At 62.1% G+C, this 23,730-nt stretch carries 21 protein-coding genes; 16 read left to right on the forward strand and 5 right to left on the reverse strand.

The genetic code is table 11. The features are described 5' to 3' along the window. Positions 1-190 precede the first annotated feature (190 nt). The 16 genes from mraZ to lpxC all read left to right on the forward strand — a co-directional run bounded on the left by mraZ (position 191) and on the right by lpxC (position 17,982). Positions 191-646 carry a division/cell wall cluster transcriptional repressor MraZ gene (gene mraZ, locus ACUXVH_RS12370; RefSeq protein WP_011063319.1) on the forward strand — a complete coding sequence of 152 codons (456 nt, stop codon included), beginning with the start codon at positions 191-193 and terminating at the stop codon, positions 644-646. Beyond that, positions 643-1,590: a 16S rRNA (cytosine(1402)-N(4))-methyltransferase RsmH gene (gene rsmH, locus ACUXVH_RS12375; RefSeq protein ID WP_011063318.1), complete on the forward strand. Its 948-nt coding sequence runs from the start codon at positions 643-645 to the stop codon at positions 1,588-1,590. The genes mraZ and rsmH overlap by 4 nt, the downstream gene beginning before the upstream one ends. Then, positions 1,587-1,880 carry a cell division protein FtsL gene (ftsL, locus tag ACUXVH_RS12380; protein WP_011063317.1) on the forward strand — a complete coding sequence of 98 codons (294 nt, stop codon included), beginning with the start codon at positions 1,587-1,589 and terminating at the stop codon, positions 1,878-1,880. Before rsmH ends, ftsL begins: the two co-directional genes overlap by 4 nt. After that, positions 1,877-3,616 carry a peptidoglycan D,D-transpeptidase FtsI family protein gene (locus ACUXVH_RS12385; protein ID WP_011063316.1) on the forward strand — a complete coding sequence of 580 codons (1,740 nt, stop codon included), beginning with the start codon at positions 1,877-1,879 and terminating at the stop codon, positions 3,614-3,616. Before ftsL ends, ACUXVH_RS12385 begins: the two co-directional genes overlap by 4 nt. Continuing rightward, on the forward strand, positions 3,616-5,079 hold the full coding sequence (locus ACUXVH_RS12390) for a UDP-N-acetylmuramoyl-L-alanyl-D-glutamate--2,6-diaminopimelate ligase (RefSeq protein ID WP_019093697.1): 1,464 nt from the start codon (positions 3,616-3,618) through the stop codon (positions 5,077-5,079). Before ACUXVH_RS12385 ends, ACUXVH_RS12390 begins: the two co-directional genes overlap by 1 nt. Beyond that, positions 5,072-6,439, forward strand: a complete 1,368-nt coding sequence (locus ACUXVH_RS12395; RefSeq protein WP_015636930.1) for a UDP-N-acetylmuramoyl-tripeptide--D-alanyl-D-alanine ligase — start codon at positions 5,072-5,074, stop codon at positions 6,437-6,439. Before ACUXVH_RS12390 ends, ACUXVH_RS12395 begins: the two co-directional genes overlap by 8 nt. Continuing rightward, the gene (mraY, locus tag ACUXVH_RS12400; protein ID WP_011063313.1) at positions 6,439-7,521 is read left to right on the forward strand and encodes a phospho-N-acetylmuramoyl-pentapeptide-transferase; all 1,083 of its coding nucleotides are present in this window, start codon (positions 6,439-6,441) and stop codon (positions 7,519-7,521) included. Before ACUXVH_RS12395 ends, mraY begins: the two co-directional genes overlap by 1 nt. Positions 7,522-7,526: 5 nt before the next feature. Next, positions 7,527-8,873, forward strand: a complete 1,347-nt coding sequence (gene murD, locus ACUXVH_RS12405) for a UDP-N-acetylmuramoyl-L-alanine--D-glutamate ligase (protein ID WP_019093698.1) — start codon at positions 7,527-7,529, stop codon at positions 8,871-8,873. Next, positions 8,870-10,087: a putative lipid II flippase FtsW gene (gene ftsW, locus ACUXVH_RS12410; RefSeq protein WP_011063311.1), complete on the forward strand. Its 1,218-nt coding sequence runs from the start codon at positions 8,870-8,872 to the stop codon at positions 10,085-10,087. The genes murD and ftsW overlap by 4 nt, the downstream gene beginning before the upstream one ends. Continuing rightward, positions 10,077-11,147: an undecaprenyldiphospho-muramoylpentapeptide beta-N-acetylglucosaminyltransferase gene (murG, locus tag ACUXVH_RS12415; RefSeq protein WP_011063310.1), complete on the forward strand. Its 1,071-nt coding sequence runs from the start codon at positions 10,077-10,079 to the stop codon at positions 11,145-11,147. The genes ftsW and murG overlap by 11 nt, the downstream gene beginning before the upstream one ends. Then, positions 11,140-12,594 carry a UDP-N-acetylmuramate--L-alanine ligase gene (gene murC, locus ACUXVH_RS12420; RefSeq protein WP_011063309.1) on the forward strand — a complete coding sequence of 485 codons (1,455 nt, stop codon included), beginning with the start codon at positions 11,140-11,142 and terminating at the stop codon, positions 12,592-12,594. The genes murG and murC overlap by 8 nt, the downstream gene beginning before the upstream one ends. Beyond that, a complete protein-coding gene (locus tag ACUXVH_RS12425; RefSeq protein ID WP_370058013.1) occupies positions 12,591-13,547 on the forward strand; it encodes a D-alanine--D-alanine ligase in 957 nt (318 codons plus the stop codon). The genes murC and ACUXVH_RS12425 overlap by 4 nt, the downstream gene beginning before the upstream one ends. A 4-nt stretch (positions 13,548-13,551) precedes the next feature. Beyond that, the gene (locus tag ACUXVH_RS12430) at positions 13,552-14,418 is read left to right on the forward strand and encodes a cell division protein FtsQ/DivIB (RefSeq protein WP_015636926.1); all 867 of its coding nucleotides are present in this window, start codon (positions 13,552-13,554) and stop codon (positions 14,416-14,418) included. A gap of 14 nt (positions 14,419-14,432) precedes the next feature. After that, positions 14,433-15,692, forward strand: a complete 1,260-nt coding sequence (gene ftsA / locus ACUXVH_RS12435) for a cell division protein FtsA (RefSeq protein ID WP_011063306.1) — start codon at positions 14,433-14,435, stop codon at positions 15,690-15,692. Between the two features lie 72 nt (positions 15,693-15,764). Next, a complete protein-coding gene (ftsZ, locus tag ACUXVH_RS12440) occupies positions 15,765-16,958 on the forward strand; it encodes a cell division protein FtsZ (RefSeq protein ID WP_011063305.1) in 1,194 nt (397 codons plus the stop codon). 112 nt (positions 16,959-17,070) lie between these two features. Beyond that, positions 17,071-17,982, forward strand: a complete 912-nt coding sequence (gene lpxC, locus ACUXVH_RS12445; protein WP_011063304.1) for a UDP-3-O-acyl-N-acetylglucosamine deacetylase — start codon at positions 17,071-17,073, stop codon at positions 17,980-17,982. A 68-nt stretch (positions 17,983-18,050) separates the two neighbouring features. Here the strand turns inward: lpxC and ACUXVH_RS12450 are convergent, their stop codons facing one another. The 5 genes from ACUXVH_RS12450 to ACUXVH_RS12470 all read right to left on the reverse strand — a co-directional run bounded on the left by ACUXVH_RS12450 (position 18,051) and on the right by ACUXVH_RS12470 (position 23,722). Further along, on the reverse strand, positions 18,051-19,574 hold the full coding sequence (locus ACUXVH_RS12450) for a sensor domain-containing diguanylate cyclase (protein WP_065365215.1): 1,524 nt from the start codon (positions 19,572-19,574) through the stop codon (positions 18,051-18,053). A gap of 139 nt (positions 19,575-19,713) precedes the next feature. Next, entirely contained in the window at positions 19,714-21,039 is a 1,326-nt protein-coding gene (locus ACUXVH_RS12455; protein WP_053153705.1) for an OprD family porin, read from the reverse strand. 190 nt (positions 21,040-21,229) lie between these two features. Further along, complete coding sequence (locus tag ACUXVH_RS12460; RefSeq protein ID WP_011063301.1) at positions 21,230-21,454, reverse strand: hypothetical protein; 225 nt, start codon at positions 21,452-21,454, stop codon at positions 21,230-21,232. 236 nt (positions 21,455-21,690) lie between these two features. Further along, on the reverse strand, positions 21,691-23,055 hold the full coding sequence (locus ACUXVH_RS12465; RefSeq protein ID WP_041119787.1) for a heavy metal sensor histidine kinase: 1,365 nt from the start codon (positions 23,053-23,055) through the stop codon (positions 21,691-21,693). Continuing rightward, positions 23,045-23,722, reverse strand: coding sequence for a heavy metal response regulator transcription factor (locus ACUXVH_RS12470; RefSeq protein WP_011063299.1), 678 nt, complete (start codon positions 23,720-23,722; stop codon positions 23,045-23,047). Before ACUXVH_RS12470 ends, ACUXVH_RS12465 begins: the two co-directional genes overlap by 11 nt. Positions 23,723-23,730: the final 8 nt, after the last annotated feature.

The following is a 23,730-nucleotide window of genomic DNA, read 5'->3' on the forward strand; positions in this document are numbered from 1 at the left end:
CTCTGAAGCACCCTTCGAATTCCCGTTACCTCTCCTTTAAGTCTCCTAAATCTCCGTTCTATAAGGCTTTTCCGTCGCCGCGCGCCTTGACGGTGGTGTGGGCGCATTCCTATAGTGTGCGCAAGTGGCGGAAAGTGGCATGAAGTGGGTTTTTTGAGCGCAAAACGCTAAAATTTGGAGAAACGCTGACGTGTTTCGCGGAGCTAACGCTATCAGTCTCGATGCAAAAGGCCGTCTCGCCATGCCGAGCCGGTATCGTGACGAGCTCGTTTCGCGAAGTTCCGGGCAGTTAATCGTCACCATCGATGCCGTTGATCCCTGTTTGTGTGTTTACCCCCTCGATGAGTGGGAGCTGATTGAAACCAAACTGCGCGCACTGCCTTCTCTTCGTGAAGAGAACCGTCGTTTGCAGCGTTTGCTGATTGGTAACGCCGTCGACCTTGAACTCGATGGCAGTGGTCGTTTTCTGGTGCCGCCGCGCCTGCGTGAATATGCCAAGTTGGATAAGCGCGCAATGCTGGTGGGCCAACTGAACAAGTTCCAATTGTGGGACGAGGATGCCTGGAATGCTGTTTCCGCAGCGGACCTGGCAGCTATTCAACAACCGGGCGCCATGCCTGATGAACTGCGTGATTTGATCCTGTGACTATTGATAGCGGCTTTAACCACATCACCGTACTGCTTGACGAAGCCGTCGAGGCTCTCGCCGTACGTCCTGATGGCTGCTATCTGGATGGCACCTTCGGGCGTGGCGGGCATAGCCGGCTGATTCTCAGCAAGCTCGGGCCCCAGGGGCGCCTCCTCGGATTCGACAAGGATCCCCAGGCGATTGCCACCGGGCAAGCGCTAGCGGCCGAAGACGGCCGCTTTGTCGTTGTACAGCGCAGTTTCGCCGAGCTCGGTTCGGAAGTTGCCGAGCGCGGCCTGGCGGGCAAGGTCAGCGGTGTCCTGCTGGATCTGGGGGTGTCTTCGCCGCAGCTGGACGACCCTGAACGCGGCTTCAGTTTTCTCAATGACGGCCCGCTGGATATGCGCATGGACCCGACTCGCGGCATCAGTGCTGCGCAGTTCATCGCCACCGCTCCGGTAGAGGAAATTGCCCGGGTATTCAAGGAGTACGGCGAGGAGCGTTTCTCCGGTCGCATGGCGCGAGCCGTGGTCGAGCGCCGCGAGATCCAGCCGTTCGAGCGTACCGCCGATCTGGCTGAAGTGTTGAAAGTCGCCAACCCGGCTTGGGAGAAGGGCAAGAACCCGGCTACCCGTGCTTTCCAGGGGCTGCGCATTCACGTCAACAATGAACTGGGTGATCTCGAGGCTGGCCTTGAAGCTGCACTGGAGTCCCTGGAAGTGGGTGGTCGCCTGGTGGTGATCAGCTTCCACTCCCTGGAAGACCGCATCGTCAAATTGTTCATGCGTCGTCTGGTCAAGGGCGAATCGGACAACCTGCCGCGCAATCTGCCGGTACGTTTCGAAGCCTTTGTGCCGAAAATCAAGATCCACGGCAAAGCGCAGTTCGCCTCCGAGGCAGAGCTCAAGGCCAACCCGCGTGCCCGCAGTGCCGTCATGCGTGTCGCGGAGAAGCTTCGGTGAGCAAGCTTTTCGCCAAGCCACTTCCGGGCGGAAGCTTTTTCATGTTCCTGCTATTCGTCGGCGTTCTGGTTTCCGCAATTGCGGTGTCCTACAGCGCCCACTGGAACCGTCAGTTGCTCAATACGCTGTACGGCGAGTTGAGCGTGCGTGACAAAGCCCAGGCCGAATGGGGCCGTCTTATTCTTGAGCAAAGCACCTGGACTGCTCACAGCCGCATTGAAGTGCTGGCCACCGAACAGTTGAAAATGCACATTCCCGGCGCGGCCGAAGTCCGCATGGTGGCGCCATGAAGCTCGAAGGCGCGCTCTATCCATGGCGTTTCCGTGTAGTGCTGGGTTTGCTGGCGGTCATGGTGTCGGCGATTGCCTGGCGCATCATCGACCTGCAAGTGGTCGACCGTGACTTCCTCAAGGGGCAGGGCGATGCACGCAGTGTCCGGCACATTCCGATTCCCGCGCACCGCGGTCTGATCACCGATCGCAATGGCGAGCCGCTGGCCGTCAGTACGCCCGTGACCACCCTGTGGGCCAATGCCAAGGAAATGCAGCTGGCCAAGGATCGCTGGCCGGCGCTGGCCATGGCACTTGGCCAAGACCCGAAAGCCCTGGCCGAGCGGCTTGAAGCCCAGGCCAATAAAGAGTTCATCTATCTGGTCCGAGGCCTGACGCCTGAACAGGGCCAGTCCGTATTGGATCTGAAGGTCCCCGGTGTCTATGGCATCGAGGAATTCCGACGCTTCTATCCAGCCGGCGAAGTAACCGCGCACATGGTGGGTTTCACCGATATCGACGACCGCGGTCGCGAAGGGGTGGAACTGGCCTATGACGAATGGCTCGCAGGGGTTCCGGGCAAGCGCCAGGTGATCAAGGACCGGCGCGGCAGGCTGATCAAGGACGTCCAGGTCACCAAGAACGCCAAGGCCGGCAAGCCCTTGGCGTTGTCGATTGACCTGCGCCTGCAATACCTGGCCAACCGCGAGCTGCGCAACGCCATCGTCGAGAACGGTGCCAAGGCTGGCAGCCTGGTGATCATGGATGTGAAGACCGGCGAGATCCTGGCCATGGTCAACCAGCCGACCTACAACCCGAACAACCGGCGCAACCTGCAGCCGGCGATGATGCGCAACCGCGCGATGATCGACGTATTCGAGCCTGGCTCGACCATGAAAGCGATCTCCATGAGTGCCGCACTGGAAACCGGACGCTGGAAGCCCAGCGATACCGTCGAGGTCTACCCGGGCACCCTGCAGTTGGGCAAATACACCATCCGTGACGTTTCCAAGACCGAAGGTCCGGTACTCGACTTGACCGGCATCCTGATCAACTCCAGTAACGTCGGCATGAGTAAGGTGGCCTTCGATATCGGCGGCGAAACCATTTTCCGCCTGGCACAGAAAATCGGCCTAGGCCAGGACACGGGGCTCGGCTTCCCTGGTGAGCGGGTCGGCAACCTGCCGAACTACCGCGAATGGCGCAAGGCGGAAACCGCGACCCTGTCCTATGGCTACGGCCTGTCGGTGACCGCGATCCAGCTGGTGCACGCCTTTTCCGCATTGGCCAACAACGGCCGTATTGCGCCGCTGACACTGATCAAGTCCGACAAGACTCCGCAGACCACCCAGGTGATTCCGGAAAATGTCGCCAAGACCATGCAGGGCATGCTGCAGCAAGTGATCGAGGCCCCGCGCGGAGTATTCCGTGCACAGGTTCCGGCCTATCACGTGGCTGGCAAGAGTGGTACTGCGCGCAAGACTTCGGTGGGTACCAAGGGCTACGCCGAGAACTCCTACCGCTCGCTGTTCGCCGGCTTCGGTCCGATGAGTGATCCACGCTACGCCATCGTGGTGGTGATCGACGAACCGAGCAAAGCCGGTTACTTCGGTGGCCTGGTATCGGCGCCGGTGTTCAGCAAAGTGATGTCCGGCACCCTGCGCTTGATGAACATCACCCCGGACAACCTGCCGACCACGCAGCAGGCCAACGCCGCATCCGGCACCCCTGTACGAGCCAATGGAGGGCGCGGCTGATGTCTCTTAGCCTGAACAAGATTTTCGCCCACGCCGGTCGCGACCTGCTGATTCGTGAGTTGACCCTGGACAGCCGTAACGTGCGGGCCGGGGACCTGTTTCTTGCGGTGCCCGGCGCCAGGTTCGATGGGCGTGCGCACATTGCCGATGCCCTGCAGCGCGGCGCTGCCGCGGTGGCTTATGAAGTGGAAGGGGCAACTGTGTTGCCGCTGACCGATGTACCGCTGATTCCGGTCAAGGGCCTGGCGGCGCAGCTGTCGGACATAGCCGGGCGCTTCTATGGTGACCCGAGCCGCCAGTTGAACCTGGTGGGTGTGACCGGCACCAACGGCAAGACCAGCGTTACCCAACTGGTGGCTCAGGCCCTGGATTTGCTCGGCCAGCGTTGTGGCCTGGTGGGTACCCTGGGGACCGGGTTTCATGGCGCGCTGCAAAGCGGGATGCACACCACGCCGAACCCGATTGCCGTGCAGGCCACCCTGGCAGACCTGAAGAATGCAGGAGCCAAGGCGGTGGCCATGGAGGTCTCGTCCCATGGCCTGGATCAGGGGCGCGTGGCGGCACTGGCTTTCGATGTGGCGGTGCTGACCAACCTGTCCCGTGACCATCTGGATTACCACGGAACCATGGAAGCCTATGGCGCAGCCAAGGCCAAGCTCTTTGCCTGGAACGACCTGCGTTGCCGGGTGATCAACCTCGACGACGATTTTGGCCGGCAACTGGCGGCGGACAAACATGAGTCACGACTGATCACTTACAGCCTCGAAGACGCCGCTGCTTACCTGTACTGCCGCGAAGCGCGTTTTGACGATGATGGCGTGCGCGCGACCCTGGTGACCCCGCAGGGTGAGCACCACCTGCGCAGTTGCCTGCTCGGGCGCTTCAACCTGAGCAACGTGCTGGCTGCGGTAGGTGCGTTGCTGGGTCTTGAATACGCGCTGGACGAAATTCTTGCGGTCCTGCCCAAGCTTGAAGGCCCCGCCGGACGCATGCAGCGCCTGGGTGGCGGTACTCAGCCGCTGGTGGTGGTGGATTACGCCCACACCCCGGATGCCCTGGAAAAAGTCTTGCTGGCCCTGCGTCCGCATGCCAAGGGCCGCCTGCTGTGCCTGTTCGGTTGTGGCGGCGACCGGGACCGCGGCAAGCGTCCGTTGATGGCTGAGGTGGTCGAGCGTCTGGCCGACGGCGTGCTGGTGACTGATGACAACCCGCGCAGCGAAGACCCGGCCCAAATCTTCGACGATATTCGTGCCGGTTTCAGCGCGGCAGAAAAGGTGGAATTCGTAGCCGGTCGCGGGCTGGCCATTGCTCGCCTGATCGCTTCCGCGTCGGCCGATGACGTGGTGGTGCTGGCCGGTAAAGGCCATGAGGATTACCAGGAAATAAACGGCCAGCGACATGATTTTTCTGATCTCGCCGAGGCGGACAAAGCCTTGACCGCGTGGGAGGTGGGCCATGCTTAAAGCCCTGCAACTCAGTGAAGTCTCGGCTCCATTGGACGCCCGCCTGATCGCGGGCGATGCTCGTTTTAGCGGCGTCAGTATCGATAGCCGGGCGATTCAGGCCGGCCAACTGTTTATTGCTCTGACCGGCCCACGTTTTGACGGCCACGATTACTTGAATGAAGTGGCGGCCAAGGGCGCCGTGGCGGCGTTGGTTGAACGTGAGGTTCCCGACAGCACGCTGCCGCAACTGCTGGTCAAGGACACTCGCCTGGCGCTGGGGCAGTTGGGTGCGCTCAATCGCGCCGCGTTCAGCCGCCCGGTCGCTGCGGTAACCGGCTCCAGCGGCAAGACCACGGTCAAGGAAATGCTCGCCAGCATCCTGCGCACCCGTGGTCCGGTACACGCCACTCGGGGCAACCTGAACAATGACCTGGGTGCGCCCCTGACCCTGCTGGAACTGGCCCCGGAACACACAGCCGCAGTGATAGAGCTGGGCGCTTCGCGCATCGGCGAGATTGCCTACACCGTGGCCATGACTCGCCCCCACGTAGCGATCATCAATAACGCCGGTACCGCTCACGTCGGTGAGTTTGGCGGGCCGGAGAAGATTGTCGAGGCCAAGGGGGAAATCCTGGAAGGCCTCGATAGCGCCGGGATCGCCGTGCTCAACCTGGACGACAAGGCTTTCCCTATCTGGAAGGCCCGTGCTGCCGGCCGTCAGGTGTTGAGCTTCGCCCTGACTGATAGCTCTGCCGATTTCTTTGCCTCCGATATCGGTCGCGATGCCCGTGGCTGCCCATCCTTCAAGTTGCACAGCCCCAAGGGTGTGGAGGCGGTGCAATTGAACCTGCTGGGTACCCATAACGTTGCCAATGCCCTGGCTGCGGCAGCCGCGGCCCACGCCATGGGCGTCTCGCTGTTCGGCATCGTCACCGGCCTGAATGCGGTGCAGCCGGTCAAGGGGCGTACCGTCGCCCAACTGGCCAAGAACGGCATGCGGGTCATTGATGACACTTACAACGCAAACCCCACCTCAATGTGCGCCGCCGTTGATATACTCGCCGGCTTTTCCGGCCGCACCGTCCTGGTGCTCGGAGACATCGGCGAGTTGGGCGAGTGGGCGGAGCAGGGGCACCGCGAAGTAGGTGCATATGCCGCTGGCAAGGTTTCGGCCCTCTACGCCGTAGGCCCGATGATGGCTCATGCCGTTGCCGCCTTCGGCGAGCACGCGCGCCACTTCGCCAGCCAGGCTGACCTGATTGCCGCCCTGGGCGTCGAGCAAGACCCAAATACCACCATTTTGATCAAAGGATCGCGCAGCGCGGTGATGGAAAACATCGTCGCGGCTTTGTGCGGCTCCAGTACGGAGAAACATTGATGCTGCTGCTGCTAGCGGAGTACCTGCAACAGTTCTACAAAGGCTTCGCGGTCTTTCAGTACCTGACCCTGCGCGGGATCCTCGGGGTACTGACTGCGCTGTCTTTGGCGCTGTGCCTGGGTCCGTGGATGATCCGTACTCTGCAGAACCGCCAGATCGGCCAGTCCGTGCGTAACGATGGTCCGCAATCTCACCTGTCCAAATCGGGCACACCGACCATGGGCGGTGCGCTGATTCTCTCGGCCATCGGTATCAGCACCCTGCTGTGGGCCGACCTGCGCAACCACTATGTGTGGGTCGTGCTGCTGGTGACCCTGGCCTTTGGCGCCATCGGCTGGGTCGACGACTATCGCAAGGTGATCGAGAAGAATTCCCGTGGCCTGCCCAGCCGCTGGAAGTATTTCTGGCAATCGGTGTTCGGCCTGGGCGCGGCGATCTTCCTTTATATGACTGCTCAGAGTCCGGTGGAAACCACTCTGCTGATCCCGATGCTCAAGGACGTGAGCATTCCCCTTGGCATCGGCTTCGTGGTCCTGACCTATTTCGTCATCGTCGGTTCGAGCAACGCGGTCAACCTGACCGATGGCCTCGATGGCCTGGCGATCATGCCTACGGTGATGGTGGGCGGTGCGCTGGGGATCTTCTGCTACCTGTCGGGTAACGTGAAGTTCGCCGAATACCTGCTGATTCCCTATGTCCCCGGGGCGGGAGAGCTGATTGTCTTCTGTGGTGCGCTGATTGGCGCGGGCCTGGGCTTCTTGTGGTTCAACACTTACCCGGCGCAGGTGTTCATGGGTGATGTTGGCGCCCTGGCGCTGGGCGCGGCCCTGGGCACTATCGCGGTCATCGTCCGTCAGGAAATCGTTCTGTTCATCATGGGCGGCGTGTTCGTGATGGAAACCCTGTCCGTGGTGATCCAGGTTGCCTCCTTCAAGTTGACCGGCCGCCGTGTGTTTCGCATGGCGCCGATTCACCACCATTTTGAACTCAAGGGCTGGCCCGAGCCGCGCGTGATCGTCCGTTTCTGGATCATCACCGTGATTCTGGTGCTGATCGGCCTTGCCACCCTGAAGCTGAGGTAGAACGAGTGTCTCTGATCGCTTCTGACCACTTCCGCATCGTTGTCGGCCTCGGCAAGAGCGGCATGTCCCTGGTTCGCTTCCTGGCGAGCCGGGGCGTTGCCTTTGCGGTGGCCGATACGCGGGAAAATCCACCTGAGCTGGCCACGCTGCGGCGTGACTACCCGCAGGTGGAGGTGCGTTGTGGCGAGCTGGACGTGGACTTCCTGTGCCGTGCCGACGAACTCTACGTGAGCCCCGGCCTGGCCCTGGCGACCCCGGCCCTGCAGGCTGCTGCTGCCCGTGGGGTGAAATTGTCCGGTGATATCGAGCTGTTCGCGCGTAACGCAAAGGCACCGATCGTGGCAATCAGTGGTTCCAACGCCAAGAGCACCGTGACCACCCTGGTGGGCGAGATGGCAGCGGCGGCGGGCAAGCGCGTGGCGGTCGGCGGCAACCTCGGGACCCCGGCCCTGGACCTGCTCAGCGATGACGTCGAGCTGTACGTGATGGAGCTGTCCAGCTTCCAGCTGGAGACCACCGACCAGTTGGGCGCCGAAGTGGCCACCGTGCTCAACATCAGCGAAGACCACATGGACCGTTACAGCGGCCTGCCGGCCTACCACCTGGCCAAGCACCGGATCTTCCGTGGCGCCCGGCAGGTGGTCTTCAACCGCCAGGACGCTCTGACCCGGCCATTGATCGGTGAAGGCCTGCCATGCTGGACCTTCGGCCTGAGCAAGCCTGATTTCAAGGCCTTCGGCCTGCGCGAAGAGGACGGCGAGAAGTACCTGGCCTTCGAGTTCCAGAACCTGATGCCCGTGCGCGAGCTGAAGATCCGCGGCGCCCATAACCAGTCCAACGCCCTGGCAGCCTTGGCCCTGGGTCATGCAGTGGGCTTGCCGTTCGACGCCATGCTCGCGGCGCTGCGCACTTTCGCCGGCCTCGAGCATCGCTGCCAGTGGGTTCGCGATCTGGATGGCGTGGCGTACTACAACGACTCCAAGGCCACCAACGTGGGCGCCGCCCTGGCGGCCATCGAAGGCCTTGGCGCCGACATCGAAGGCAAGATCGTGCTGATCGCCGGTGGTGACGGCAAGGGCGCCGACTTCAAGGATCTGCGCGGCCCGGTGGCGGCCAACTGCCGCGCGGTGATCCTGATGGGGCGCGACTCCGATCAGATCGGCGAAGCCATCGGTGACGCCGTGCCGCTGATTCGTGTCGGCTCGCTGCAGGAAGCCGTGGAGCAATGCCGCGCCACTGCCCAGCCCGGTGATGTGGTGCTGCTGTCGCCGGCCTGCGCCAGTTTCGACATGTTCAAGAACTACGAAGACCGTGGCCACCAGTTCGTCCGCGTTGTGGAGGAGCTGGCATGAACCTGAGAAACATCATCAAGCCCTATCCATCGCCGATCATCACCGGTCGGGGCATCGACCTCGATTTCCCGATGCTCGCCGGTTGCCTGACCCTGCTCGGCCTGGGCCTGGTCATGATTGCCTCGGCCTCCACTGAAGTGGCGGCGGCGCAGTCGGGCAGCGCCCTGTACTACATGATTCGCCACCTGATCTACATCCTGCTGGGCCTGGGGGCCTGCATCGTCACCATGATGATCCCGATCGCCACCTGGCAGCGCCTGGGCTGGTTGATGCTGATCGGTGCCTTCGGCCTGCTGGTGATGGTGATCATTCCGGGGATCGGCCGGGAAGTGAACGGTTCGATGCGCTGGATCGGCTTCAGCTTTTTCAACGTCCAGCCTTCCGAGATCGCCAAGGTGTTCGTGGTGATCTACCTCGCCGGTTACCTGGTGCGGCGCCAGAAAGAAGTGCGCGAGAGCTGGATGGGCTTCTTCAAGCCGTTCATCGTGCTGCTGCCCATGGCAGGCCTGCTGCTGATGGAGCCGGACTTCGGCGCCACTGTCGTAATGATGGGCGCCGCTGCGGCCATGCTGTTCCTGGGAGGGGTCGGGCTGTTCCGGTTTTCCCTGATGGTGGTGCTGGCGGTTGCCGCGGTGGTGCTGCTGATCCAGATGCAACCCTATCGTATGGCACGTCTGACCAACTTCGCCGACCCCTGGGCCGACCAGTTCGGTGCCGGCTACCAGCTGTCCCAGGCGTTGATCGCCTTTGGTCGCGGCGAGTGGCTGGGCGTCGGCCTGGGCAACAGCGTGCAGAAACAGTTCTACCTGCCGGAGGCTCACACAGACTTCGTGTTCTCGGTACTGGCTGAAGAGCTGGGCGCCGTCGGTTCGCTGTGCACGGTGGCGCTGTTCGTCTTTGTCTGTATCCGCGGCATGTACATCGGCCTGTGGGCGGAAAAGGCCAAGCAGTTCTTTGCCGCCTATGTCGCCTACGGACTGTCGTTCCTGTGGATTGGCCAATTCCTGATCAACATCGGGGTGAACGTCGGCCTGTTGCCGACCAAGGGCCTGACCTTGCCTTTCCTCAGTTATGGCGGCAGCTCGCTGGTGATCTGCTGCGCCTGTCTGGGGTTGTTGCTGCGTATCGAATGGGAGAGCAGGACCCACCTGGGCAGTGAAGAGATGGAGTTCAGTGAAAGTGACTTCGCCGAGGAGCCGAGCCATGGGCGCTAATGTCCTGATCATGGCCGGCGGCACCGGAGGCCACGTGTTCCCGGCACTGGCCTGCGCCCGCGAGTTCCAGGCCCGTGGCTACACCGTGCACTGGCTGGGCACCCCGCGCGGCATCGAAAACGATCTGGTGCCTGCGGCCGGGCTGCCGTTGCACCTGATCAACGTCAGCGGTTTGCGGGGCAAGGGCAAGCTGTCCCTGCTCAAGGCGCCGTTCGTGTTGATCAAGGCCGTGCTTCAGGCGCGGCGGGTCATTCGCCAGTTGAAGCCGGTCTGTGTCCTGGGTTTTGGCGGTTATGTGACCGGCCCTGGTGGAGTTGCCGCGAAGTTGTCCGGGGTGCCGGTCATCGTTCACGAACAGAACGCCGTGGCCGGTACCGCCAATCGGCTGCTGGTGCCGTTGGCTGCCCGAGTCTGCGAAGCTTTCCCGGACACCTTCGGTGCCTCGCAAAGCCGGCGCACCACGGGCAACCCGGTACGCACCGAACTGTTCCTCGAAACACCGCGCGAGGCCCTGGCCGGACGCAAGGCGCGTTTGCTGATCCTGGGCGGAAGCCTGGGCGCAGAGCCGTTGAACAAGCTGTTGCCGGAAGCCTTGGCACAGGTCGCCCCCGAGCTGCGCCCGGAGGTGTTCCACCAGGCCGGCAAAAACCACGATGAAGTCACTGCAGAGCGCTATCGCGCCGCCGGCGTCGAGGCGCAGGTGCAGCCCTTTATCAAAGACATGGCCCAAGCCTATGGCTGGGCCGACCTGGTGGTCTGTCGCGCAGGCGCGTTGACCGTCAGCGAACTGGCTGCCGCCGGTCTGCCCTCGATGCTGGTGCCTTTGCCCCACGCGATCGACGACCACCAGACCCGCAATGCCGAATATTTGGCTCGTGAAGGTGCTGCCTTCCTGATGCCGCAAAGAACGACTGGTGCTGCGGACCTTGCCGCTCGCCTGACAGAGGTTTTGATGCAACCAGAACGACTCGACAACATGGCCCAGGCCGCCCGCCGCCTGGCCAAGCCCGGCGCCACCCACGACGTAGTGAATATCTGCCTGGAGGTGGCCCATGGTTGAGAATCAGAAAGCCATGCCGCAGCCGGAAATGCGCCGCATCCGCCGCATCCACTTCGTCGGTATCGGCGGCGTGGGCATGTGCGGGATTGCTGAAGTGCTGCTGAACCTGGGCTACCAGGTGTCCGGTTCCGACCTCAAGGCATCGCCGGTTACCGAGCGCCTGGAGTCCTTTGGCGCACAGATTTTCATCGGCCACCGCGCCGAGAACGCTGCCAATGCCGATGTGCTGGTGGTTTCCAGCGCCGTGAACACCTCCAACCCGGAAGTCGCCACCGCTCTGGAACGGCGTATTCCAGTGGTGCCGCGGGCGGAAATGCTCGCCGAACTGATGCGCTACCGTCACGGCGTGGCCGTGGCCGGCACCCACGGCAAGACCACCACCACCAGCCTGCTGGCCTCGGTATTCGCCGCTGGCGGCCTGGACCCGACGTTCGTCATCGGCGGGCGGCTGAATGCAGCGGGCACCAATGCACAACTGGGCACCAGCCGTTACCTGATTGCCGAAGCCGACGAAAGCGATGCCAGCTTCCTGCACCTGCAACCGCTGGTGGCTGTGGTCACCAACATCGACGCCGACCATATGGCGACCTACGACGGTGACTTCAACAAACTGAAGAAAACCTTTGTCGACTTCCTGCACAACCTGCCGTTCTACGGGCTGGCAGTGATGTGCCTGGACGATCCGGTGGTGCGCGAGATCCTGCCGCAGGTCAAGCGTCCGACCGTGACCTACGGCTTCAGCGAAGAAGCCGACGTGCGCGCCATCAATGTACGCCAGCAAGGCATGCAGACCTTCTTCACCGTACTGCGTCGCGACCGCGAGCCGCTGGACGTGTCGGTGAACATGCCGGGCAACCACAACGTGCTGAACTCCCTGGCGACCATCTGCATCGCCACCGACGAAGGCATCAGCGATGAAGCCATTGTCCAGGGCCTGTCGGGCTTCCAGGGTGTGGGCCGACGCTTCCAGGTCTATGGCGAACTGCCAGTGGAAGGGGGCAACGTGATGCTGGTGGACGACTACGGTCACCACCCGACCGAAGTCGCTGCGGTGATCAAGGCCGTGCGCGGTGGCTGGCCGGAACGCCGCCTGGTGATGGTCTACCAGCCGCACCGTTTCAGCCGTACCCGCGACCTGTACGACGACTTCGTGCAGGTACTGGCCGATGCCAACGTATTGCTGCTGATGGAGGTCTACCCGGCCGGCGAGGAGCCGATCCCGGGCGCCGACAGCCGTCAGTTGTGCCACAGCATCCGTCAGCGTGGCCAACTGGACCCGATCTACATCGAGCGTGGGGTCGACCTGGCACCGCTGGTCAAGCCGTTGCTGCGCGCCGGTGACATCCTGCTGTGTCAGGGTGCCGGTGACATCGGTGGCCTGGCGCCAAAACTGCTCGGCAGCCCGCTGTTCGCCGGTGCTGTAGCCGCTGGCAAGGGGGCGAAATGACCGCTGCCTACGCCAACCTGCTCTCTACCGTGAAACCGAGCGATTTCGGTCGCGTCGCCGTTCTTTACGGTGGCAAGAGCGCCGAGCGCGAAGTGTCGCTCAAGTCCGGCAAGGCCGTGCTTGAAGCGCTGCAGAGCGGCGGTGTGAACGCCTTCGGCATCGACGTCGGCGATGATCTGCTGCAACGTCTCTTGAGCGAGAAGATCGATCGTGCCTTCATCATTCTCCACGGTCGTGGCGGTGAAGACGGCAGCATGCAAGGGCTGCTGGAGTGCCTGGGGATTCCTTACACCGGCAGCGGCATCCTCGCTTCGGCCCTGGCCATGGACAAACTGCGTACCAAGCAGGTCTGGCACAGCCTGGGCATTCCGACGCCGCGCCACGCCGTATTGAGCTCCGAGGCCGATTGTATTTCCGCGGTGGCGGAACTGGGCCTGCCTTTGATCGTCAAACCGGCTCATGAAGGCTCCAGTATCGGTATGGCCAAGGTGACTTCCGCGTCCGAATTGATCGACGCATGGAAGGCGGCCAGTACCTACGATTCGCAAGTGTTGGTCGAGCAATGGATCCAGGGTCCGGAGTTCACCATCGCGACCCTGCGTGACCAGGTGCTGCCACCCATCGCCCTGGGCACTCCCCACACATTTTACGACTACGACGCCAAGTACCTGGCTTCCGATACCCAGTACCGGATCCCGTGCGGGCTCGACAGCTCCAAGGAACAGGAACTCATGGAACTCACAGCGAAAGCCTGTGAGGCGCTCGGTATCGCCGGTTGGGCACGTGCCGACGTGATGCAGGACGCCCAGGGGCAGTTCTGGTTCCTGGAAGTGAATACCGCTCCGGGCATGACCGATCACAGTCTGGTTCCGATGGCGGCCCGCGCGGCCGGCCTGGATTTCCAGCAACTGGTATTGGCCATCCTGGCAGCCAGTCTTGAGGCGAGAGGTTAAGTCCATGCAAGGCGCGTCGCTTCGTCATCAGCAACCCGCACCCGGCCGCAAGCCGGTGCCGCGGGGTGCCAGCCGAATGGTGGCCAAAGAGCCGATGTCGGCGCGCCTGCCGAAAGCCAACTTCGGCTTTCTGAAAAGCTTGTTCTGGCCGGTGCTGCTGGTGGCTCTGGGGTTTGGCACCTATGAAGGGGCCCAGCGCCTGCTGCCGTACGCCGACCGCCCGATCACCAAGATCGCGGTGCAGGGGGACTTGAGCTACATCAGCCAGCAGGCGGTGCAGCAGCGGATCGCGCCTTATGTCGCGGCGAGCTTCTTCACCATCGACCTGGCGAGCATGCGCACCGAGCTGGAGCAGATGCCCTGGATCGCCCACGCCGAGGTACGTCGGGTGTGGCCGGACCAAGTGGTGATTCGCCTGGAAGAACAACTGCCGGTGGCCCGCTGGGGCGACGAGGCGCTGTTGAACAACCAGGGCCAGGCCTTCACCCCGCGTGAACTGGCGAACTATGAGCACTTGCCGCAGTTGTTCGGGCCGCAGCGGGCCCAGCAGCAAGTGATGCAGCAGTATCAGGTGTTGAGCCAGATGCTGCGGCCGCTGGGCTTTTCGATCGCCCGTCTGGAGCTGCGCGAGCGCGGCAGCTGGTTCCTGACCACCGGCGCCGGCAGTGCCGGCCCGGGTATCGAACTGCTCCTGGGCCGCGATCACCTGGTGGAGAAGATGCGCCGCTTCATTGCCATTTATGAAAAAACGCTGAAAGAACAGATCACGAACATCGCGCGCATCGATCTGCGCTACGCCAACGGCCTGGCCGTCGGCTGGCGCGATCCGGCGGCACCCACGACGGCGCAACCTGCCGTCGCGAAGAATTAAGAAGAGGCAGGACCATGGCAAATGTGCAAAGCGGCAAAATGATCGTCGGCCTGGATATCGGTACCTCCAAGGTTGTGGCGCTGGTGGGCGAAGTCGCGGCCGATGGCTCGCTGGAAATCGTCGGCATCGGCACCCATCCTTCCCGCGGCCTGAAGAAGGGCGTGGTGGTGAATATCGAATCCACCGTGCAGTCGATCCAGCGTGCGGTGGAAGAGGCGCAACTGATGGCGGGCTGCCGTATCCACTCGGCGTTCGTCGGTGTGGCGGGCAATCACATCCGCAGCCTGAACTCCCACGGCATCGTGGCGATTCGCGACCGTGAAGTCAGCTCGGCGGACCTGGAGCGGGTCCTCGACGCTGCCCAGGCCGTGGCGATCCCGGCTGACCAGCGGGTTCTGCACACCCTGCCGCAGGATTACGTGATCGACAACCAGGAAGGCGTGCGTGAACCCCTGGGCATGTCCGGCGTACGCCTGGAAGCCAAGGTGCACGTGGTCACCTGTGCAGTGAATGCCGCGCAGAATATCGAAAAATGCGTGCGCCGCTGCGGCCTGGAAATCGACGACATCATCCTCGAGCAGCTGGCTTCGGCCTACTCGGTGCTCACCGACGACGAGAAAGAGCTGGGCGTGTGCCTGGTGGACATCGGCGGCGGCACCACCGACATGGCGATCTTCACCGAAGGCGCGATCCGCCACACCGCGGTGATTCCGATTGCCGGCGACCAGGTGACCAACGACATCGCCATGGCCCTGCGTACCCCGACCCAGTACGCCGAGGAAATCAAGATCCGTTACGCCTGCGCCCTGGCCAAGTTGGCCGGTGCCGGCGAAACCATCAAGGTGCCAAGCGTTGGCGACCGCCCACCGCGCGAACTCTCGCGCCAGGCCCTGGCCGAGGTGGTCGAACCGCGTTACGACGAACTGTTCACCCTGATTCAGGCCGAACTGCGCCGCAGTGGCTACGAAGACCTGATCCCGGCGGGCATCGTGCTCACTGGCGGCACTTCGAAGATGGAAGGCGCGGTGGAACTGGCCGAGGAAATTTTCCACATGCCGGTTCGCCTGGGCGTGCCCCACAGTGTCAAGGGCCTGTCCGACGTGGTGCGCAACCCGATCTATTCCACCGGTGTCGGCTTGCTGCTGTACGGGCTGCAGAAACAGTCCGACGGCATCTCGTTCTCCGGCATCGGCAGCCGCGACAGCTACAGCAGCGACGAGCCCAAGGCGGCACTGCTCGATCGCATCAAGAGCTGGGTGCAGGGCAACTTCTAAAGATTTACCGCAACACCGTTTCAAAGCAGTAGGCAGTAGGCGAAAAACTAGAGAAATGAAAGGAGAGGGAAAATGTTCGAACTCGTAGACAACATCCCGCAAAGTCCGGTAATCAAGGTTATCGGTGTTGGCGGTGGCGGCGGCAACGCGGTCAATCACATGGTCAAGAGCAACATCGAAGGCGTCGAGTTCATCTGCGCCAACACTGATGCTCAAGCGCTGAAAAACATCGGCGCGCGGACCATCCTGCAACTGGGTACCGGCGTGACCAAGGGCCTGGGTGCGGGTGCCAATCCGGAAGTCGGCCGTCAAGCCGCCCTGGAAGACCGTGAGCGTATCGCTGAAGTACTGGCGGGCACCAACATGGTGTTCATCACCACCGGCATGGGCGGCGGTACCGGTACCGGTGCGGCGCCGATCATTGCTGAAGTGGCCAAGGAAATGGGCATCCTCACCGTTGCGGTGGTGACCCGTCCGTTCCCGTTCGAAGGCCGCAAGCGCATGCAGATCGCCGATGAGGGCATCCGCGCGCTGAGCGAAAGCGTCGACTCGTTGATCACCATCCCCAACGAGAAACTGCTGACCATCCTCGGTAAGGACGCCAGCCTGCTGTCGGCTTTCGCCAAGGCGGACGACGTGTTGGCCGGTGCCGTTCGCGGTATTTCCGACATCATCAAGCGTCCGGGCATGATCAACGTCGACTTCGCCGACGTACGTACCGTGATGAGCGAAATGGGCATGGCGATGATGGGCACTGGCTGCGCCAGCGGTCCGAACCGTGCACGTGAAGCCACTGAAGCGGCGATCCGCAACCCGCTGCTGGAAGACGTGAACCTGGAAGGCGCACGCGGCATCCTGGTGAACATCACCGCCGGTCCGGACTTGTCCCTGGGCGAGTACTCCGACGTGGGTAGCATCATCGAGGCCTTCGCTTCCGAACACGCCATGGTCAAGGTCGGTACCGTTATCGATCCGGACATGCGTGACGAGCTGCATGTAACCGTAGTGGCCACCGGCCTGGGCGCAAAAATCGAGAAGCCTGTGAAGGTCATCGACAACACCGTCCAGACTTCCATGTCCGCCCAGTCGCAAGCGCCAGCCCCTGCTCGTCAGGAACTGCCGTCGGTGAACTACCGTGACCTGGACCGTCCGACCGTCATGCGCAATCAGGCGCAGTCGAACGCGGCGACCGCGGCGAAGCTGAATCCGCAAGATGATCTGGACTACCTGGACATCCCGGCATTCCTGCGTCGTCAGGCCGATTGATGGAATGCATCAGGGGTATTAGGGTGATTGGTGTTCAGCAAAGGCATGGTCTGCTATTATCGCCAGCCTTTGTTGATACCAGTTCGCAATTTGCGCTGAAGCGGCCCAAGCCATGATTAAACAACGCACCCTGAAGAATATTATCCGTGCCACAGGTGTAGGCCTGCATTCCGGGGAGAAGGTATACCTGACCCTCAAGCCTGCGCCTGTCGACACCGGCATTGTGTTTTGTCGTGCCGACCTGGACCCTGTGGTGCAGATTCCTGCTCGCGCGGAAAATGTTGGCGAAACCACGATGTCGACCACTCTGGTCAACGGTGACGTCAAAGTGGACACGGTGGAGCACTTGCTCTCGGCCATGGCTGGCCTGGGCATCGATAACGCCTACGTCGAGCTCTCCGCGTCTGAAGTCCCGATCATGGATGGCAGTGCCGGACCCTTCGTATTCCTGATTCAATCTGCTGGCCTCGAAGAACAGGACGCAGCTAAAAAGTTCATCCGCATCCTTCGTGAAGTGACCGTGGAAGACGGCGACAAGCGCGCCACTTTCGTGCCTTTCGATGGTTTTAAAGTGAGCTTCGAGATCGATTTCGATCACCCGGTTTTCCGTGACCGCACCCAGAGTGCAAGCGTGGACTTCTCCAGTACTTCGTTTGTAAAAGAAGTCAGCCGCGCCCGTACCTTTGGTTTCATGAGTGATATCGAGTACCTGCGCAAGCACAACCTCGCACTCGGCGGCAGCGTGGAAAACGCAATTGTGGTCGATTCGGATGGCGTACTGAATGAAGACGGTCTTCGCTACGAAGACGAATTCGTCAAGCACAAGATCCTGGATGCAATTGGCGACCTCTACCTGCTGGGCAACAGCCTGATAGGTGAGTTCAAAGGCTTCAAGTCGGGCCATGCACTGAACAACCAGCTACTGCGCAAGTTGATTGAGCAGAAAGATGCCTGGGAAGTCGTGACCTTCGAAGATGCCAGCACTGCACCGATCTCTTACATGCGTCCGGTTGCGGCCGTGTAAGTCACTCTCTCTTTCCTTTTGTTTTTGAAGGCCATCCCCCCGGATGGCCTTTTTTTATGCCTGCGGTTTCAAGCGCCGCGCTTGGAGCCGCCCTGGGACATGTTGGAAACCACCCGGTTGCGCCCGCTGTACTTGGCCTGATACAGCGCCTTGTCGGCGTCGCTCACCCATTGTTCAAGAGCGATATCGGGGTTACCCGACCAGGTGTTGATGCCGATGCTCACGGTCAGCGGCGCGGCGTGTTCGCTGATGGCCGGCAAGGCGGCGATGCTGGTGCGGATCTTCTCGGCGAGTACGGCGGCGCCGGCACTGTCGGTTCCTGGCAGGATGACCGCAAACTCCTCGCCGCCATAGCGCGCCGCCAGGTCCGATGGGCGCCCGACGCAGGCGCCAATGCTCTGTGCCACCGCACGCAAGGCCTGGTCCCCCAGTGGATGGCCGAAGCGGTCGTTGAAGGATTTGAAGTGATCGACATCGACCATCAATAGCGACAACGGCAGGTTGGCGCGCCGGGCCCGCGACCATTCGTTGCCCAGCACCTGGTCCAGGGTCCGGCGATTGGCCAGGCCGGTGAGGGCATCGACGGCTGCCAGGCGCGCCAGTTCCTGCTCGGCGCTCTGCCGGCGCCGCAGTTCGCGGCACAACTGCCAGGTCAGCCAGAACAGGGCGATGCAGAGGGCGCCAGTGGCGCCGCTGATCAGCACCGCGGTGCGTTGCCAGGCTCCGAAGACCTCGTCGATGGACAGCGCGACAATCACGATCAGGGGCAGATCGCCGACCTGGGAAAAGGTGTACAGCCGCTGCTTCTGATCAACGCTGGAGACGCTGCTGAAGCTGCCGTTGCCTTCACGCAGAATGCGGACGAAGTTGGGGCGGCTGCTGAAGTTCTTGCCTATCAGGTCGTCTGCCAGCGGCGGTTGCTGGGCCAGCAGAACGCCGTCGCGGCTCACCAGGTTGATCGTACCGTTGCGACCGATATCCAGATTTCTGAACAGCTCGTTGAAGTAGCTCAGGCGCATGGCCGCTTCGGCCACCCCGATGAACTGGCCATGCTCGTCGCTGAGCCGGCGGCTGAAGCTGATCCGCCAGTCGTGATCGGCGGTGCGCGCGCGGAACGGCGGGCTGATCATCATCCTCGGGTCCGGATTGTCGATGTGCGATCGAAAGTACTCGCGATCGGCGTAGTTGCCCGTGCGCGGCACGACCGAGGCCGAGTCGGCCAGCACGTCGCCGTGCCTGTCCAGCAGCAGGATGTCGCCCTTGTAGGGCGCTGCGGTGGCCCGGTCGAACGGCGCCAGGTGACGTATGGACGCCGAAACATCCTTCAGATCGTCACGTTGCGCGGCACTGATCAGTCCCTTGAGAGACAGGTCGTAGAGCTCGACGTTGCGCAATACATCGGCGTCGATCAGTTGCACGATGTTGTTGGCGGCACGTGTGGCAGCCTGTTCGGCAGCGGCGTGTTCGCGGATCAACAGGTAGGTGACGATGCCGAGAATGGCTACAACGATCAGCGAGCTGGAAAGGATCAGCAGGCGCTCGGTATTTGACGCGATCTTCCCTGTGCGGGATGTCGCACTACTCACGTTCATGATTTTGATTTCTGCTGCGTCGACAGTTTTGAGTCTAGTGTGGACGTGGGCTACAGAAATCGGTCACGCCTGCGCGCTTGTATAAATCTCCGATAAAAAAAAGACCAGCAAAACATGCTGGTCTTTTTGTTTGGGCGGCTTAGAAGACGTTGATCGGGTAGTCGACGATCACCCGGTATTCGTCGGTGTCGTTGTCCAGCGCGCCGTAGCCGTTGCCGCCACGGTTGGTGGCCCACTGCAGGCGTACGGCGAGGTCCTTGGCGCTGCCGCCCTGCACCACGTACTTGAGGTCCAGGTCGCGCTCCCAGTGCTTGGCGTTCTTGCCGTCGGCGCTGTACCAGCTGGCATAGCCGCGGCTGGCCGGATCGACCTTGGTCAGGTCCAGCTCGCCACGCGAGTAGGACAGCGCCGAAGTCAGGCCCGGCAGGCCGAGACCGGCAAAGTCATAGGCGTACTTGAGCTTCCACGAACGCTCGTTGGGGCCGTTGAAGTCCGAATACTGCTGGGAGTTGTCCAGGTAGATGCTGTCGCCCTGGGCGATGTAGTCGAACGGTGTGTTGCCGTTGACCCGCTGATAGGCCGCGGTGACGCTGTGGTTACCCACGCCGACGGTGAAGTGCAGGCTGTAGGTGTTGTTGTCGATGTTGCCCAGCAGCGCCTGGCCGGTGTCCTGAGTGTGATAGAAGTGCAGGCCCGGGTTGAGGCTGACCAGTTCGTTGACCGCGTAGGTGTAGTCCAGGTCGTAGTAGTACTGGTTCCAGATGTCCTTGAGTTCGGACGCGTAGAGGCTGCTGGTCAGCCCTGGCACGCCGCTCCAGGCCACGCCGGCCCAGTTCAGGTGCAGGCTCTCGTCGCCCTCGCGCAGGCTGCCGTAGGAAGTACCGATGCGTTTGTGTCCGCTCTGGTTGTACGGCTTGGTGAAGCTGGCCTGGCCGCCCTCGATCAACCAGCCGTCGAAGCTGTGGTTGGTCAGGCTCACGCCGCGGAAGGTCTGGGGCAGCATGCGGCTCATGCCGCCGGCGATCACCGGGTTGTTGAGGAACAGGTCGCCAGCCTTGAGCTCGGTATCGAAGGCCCGCATTTTCAAGGTGGCGCCGGCGGTGGAGAACGAGCCGGGTGCCTTGTGCCGGCCATCGTCGCTGATAGGCAGGATGCTCGACTTGGTGGTGCCGCCACCACCGTCCAGCTTGAGGCCGAGCATGGCGTTGGCATCAAGGCCGAAACCCACGGTGCCCTGGGTGTAGCCCGACTCGAAGACGCCGAGAAAACCCTGGCCCCATTCGATGTTGTCTTTGTTCTGCTGCAGGCGGTTGCGGTTCATGTAGTAGTTGCGGGCGTTGAGCTTGAGGCTCGAACCCTCGACAAAACCCTCGGCCTTGGTTTCTTCGGCCGCTTGCCCGAGTGTCGGGATCGTTGCGGCGATTGCAATGAACAGGGGGCTGATCTTCAGTGAGGTCTTGAACAACGTTTAGCTCCTTTGGTGAACGACAATGGCTTCTTATTGTGAATTCGGGTGTTTCTTGTTCTGGGTATGACGAGTGTGCCGAGGGTTTCTATACGGCAAAAAAAAGCCGCTGAACTCAGCGGCTTTAAGACAACTTACTCCCGGGTTGAAAGCAGAGAAGTTGTCGAGGGAAACAAGTCGAAAGCTAGGATCAACTGTCTTTCTGAGTGTCGCTCTTGCTTTGCTCAGCAGTGATCTTCTGGGCTTGCTGAGTGTTTTGCTGCTGGGCTGCCTGGGCGATCTGGGCTTGTTCGAAAGCGGCGGCGCGTGCGGCATTTCTTGCCACGAATCCCTGGGATTCTTCGGCCATGGCCATTGGTGCCACGAACAGGGAAGACAAAACAAACGCGCTGGCGATACCCATACTGTTGGACATTTCTGAAGACCTTCTTGCAGAGCAAGTTCAATTCGGTGCGACAAAAATATAACCACGTGGCTGCTGGAAAAAGAGCCGAACAGGATAAGGACTGTTACAAAAAAAACAATAGTAGGAGCTGGCTTGCCAGCGAACGCGCCCTATCGCCTTGCGCCGGATGTGTTGACGCCTTCGCCGGCAAGCCGGCTCCTACAGAATCCGAGAATCCGAGAATCCGAGAATCCGAGAGTTCCGAGTCAGAGAGGCAGGTACAGGCCGAAGGTATTGATGCCCCGGTCACTGCGCACGAACACATCGCCGCCATGCATCAGGGCGATGGCCTTGACGATGGCCAGCCCCAGGCCGTGATTGGCACCGCTGTTGCTGCGCGAGGCATCCACCCGGTAGAAACGCTCGAACAGCCGTGGCAGGTGTTCACTGGCAATGTCCTGCCCCGGGTTGCTGACGGCGATCGCCACCTGGTGTTCCTGGACCTCGATCCGCACCTGGATCACTTCCCCGGCTGCGGTGTGCTGCACCGCGTTGCTCAGCAGGTTGATCAGGGCCCGGCGCAGGTGGGCAACCTCGATCCGCACCTGGGCATCGCCCTGGACCTCGACCCTGACCTGGGCGTCTTCTAGGATGAAGTCCAGGTAGTCCAGGGTCGTTGCCACTTCCGCCGCCAGGGAACTGGTGGTGAGCTTGGTGGCCTTGCTGCCCTGGTCGGCACTGGCCAGGAACAGCATGTCGTTGATGATCGAACGCAGCCGCTCCAGCTCTTCGAGGTTCGATTGCAGTACCTCGAAGTAATGCTCCGCCGAGCGCCCTCGGGTCAGGGCGACCTGGGTCTGGCCGATCAGGTTGGTCAGGGGGGAGCGCAGTTCGTGGGCCACATCGGCGTTGAACGACTCCAGGCGCGAGTAGGCGTGTTCGACCCGTTCCAACGTGGAGTTGAAGGAATTGACGAACTGCTTCAGTTCCGGCGGCAGTGGCGACAATTGCAGGCGCCCGGACAGTCGTGGCGGTGCCAGGCGCTGGGCTTCCTGGGAGAGCTTGATCAGCGGCTTGAGGCCGATCCGCGCCACCCAGTAGCCCAGGGCCGAGGCCAGCAGCACGCCGACAATGGCCAGGCCGATCAGGGCCATCAGCAACTGATGCTGGGTCTGGTGGAAGGTGTCGGTGTCGATGGCGATCAGAAAACGCAGGGCCGGGCGCTGTTCCTTGGCCGGCAACTGGCTGACCAGGACTTTCAGCGGATAGGGGTGATCGCTCAGGTTCAGGTCACGCATGCCCAGGGGGCCTTGGGCGAATTCGCGGATCTGCGCGTCGGGGCTGCCGTATTCATAGCCGGGGTCGCCGCTGATGGCCCAGAAGCGGATGCGCTTGTCTTCCTCGCTCAGCAGCTTGAGCTTGGCGTTGATCTTGGCCCAGTGCTCGGGGTTGCCGTAGCGGGTCAGGGCCGACTCCAGCACGCTGTAGCGCGCATCCAGTTCGGCTTCCGGGAGCAGCCCCAGGCCCTTGTCCACCTGCTGGTAGAGGGCCCCGCCAATCAGCAGGAAGATCAGCAGCGCCACCAGAGTGAACAGCCCGCTCAGGCGCAGGGCGATGGAGTTACTCGGCACCGCGGCTCTCCAGCACATAGCCCATGCCACGGATGGTGTGCAGCAGTTTCTGTTCGAAGGGGCCGTCGAGCTTGGCCCGCAGGCGCTTGATCGCCACTTCGACGACATTCGCGTCGCTGTCGAAATTGATGTCCCAGACCATTTCAGCGATGGCGGTCTTGGACAGGATCTCGCCCTGGCGCCGGGCCAGCACGCTGAGCAGGGAAAACTCCTTGGCGGTCAGGTCCAGGCGGCTGCCGGCACGGCTGGCCTTGCGGCTGATCAGGTCGATCCACAGGTCGGCGATGCTGATCTGCACCGGCTCATGCCCACCGCTGCGACGGGTCAGGGCTTGCAGGCGGGCCACCAGTTCAAGGAAGGAGAAGGGCTTGCCCAGGTAGTCGTCGGCGCCATCGCGCAGGCCCTTGATGCGGTCTTCCACGCGTTCGCGGGCGGTGAGCATGATCACCGGGGTCTGCTTGCGCGCACGCAGTGCTCGCAATACGCCAAAGCCATCCAGGCCGGGCAGCATCACATCCAGCACTATCACGGCATAGTCGCCCTCCAGAGCCATGTGCAGGCCTTCGACGCCGTCCCGGGCCAGGTCGACGGTGTAGCCTTGCTCGGTCAACCCGCGGTGCAGGTAATCGGCCGTTTTTTCTTCGTCTTCGATAATCAGAACGCGCATGACCCGCC

This window comes from Pseudomonas sp. 8(2025) (assembly GCF_052665325.1).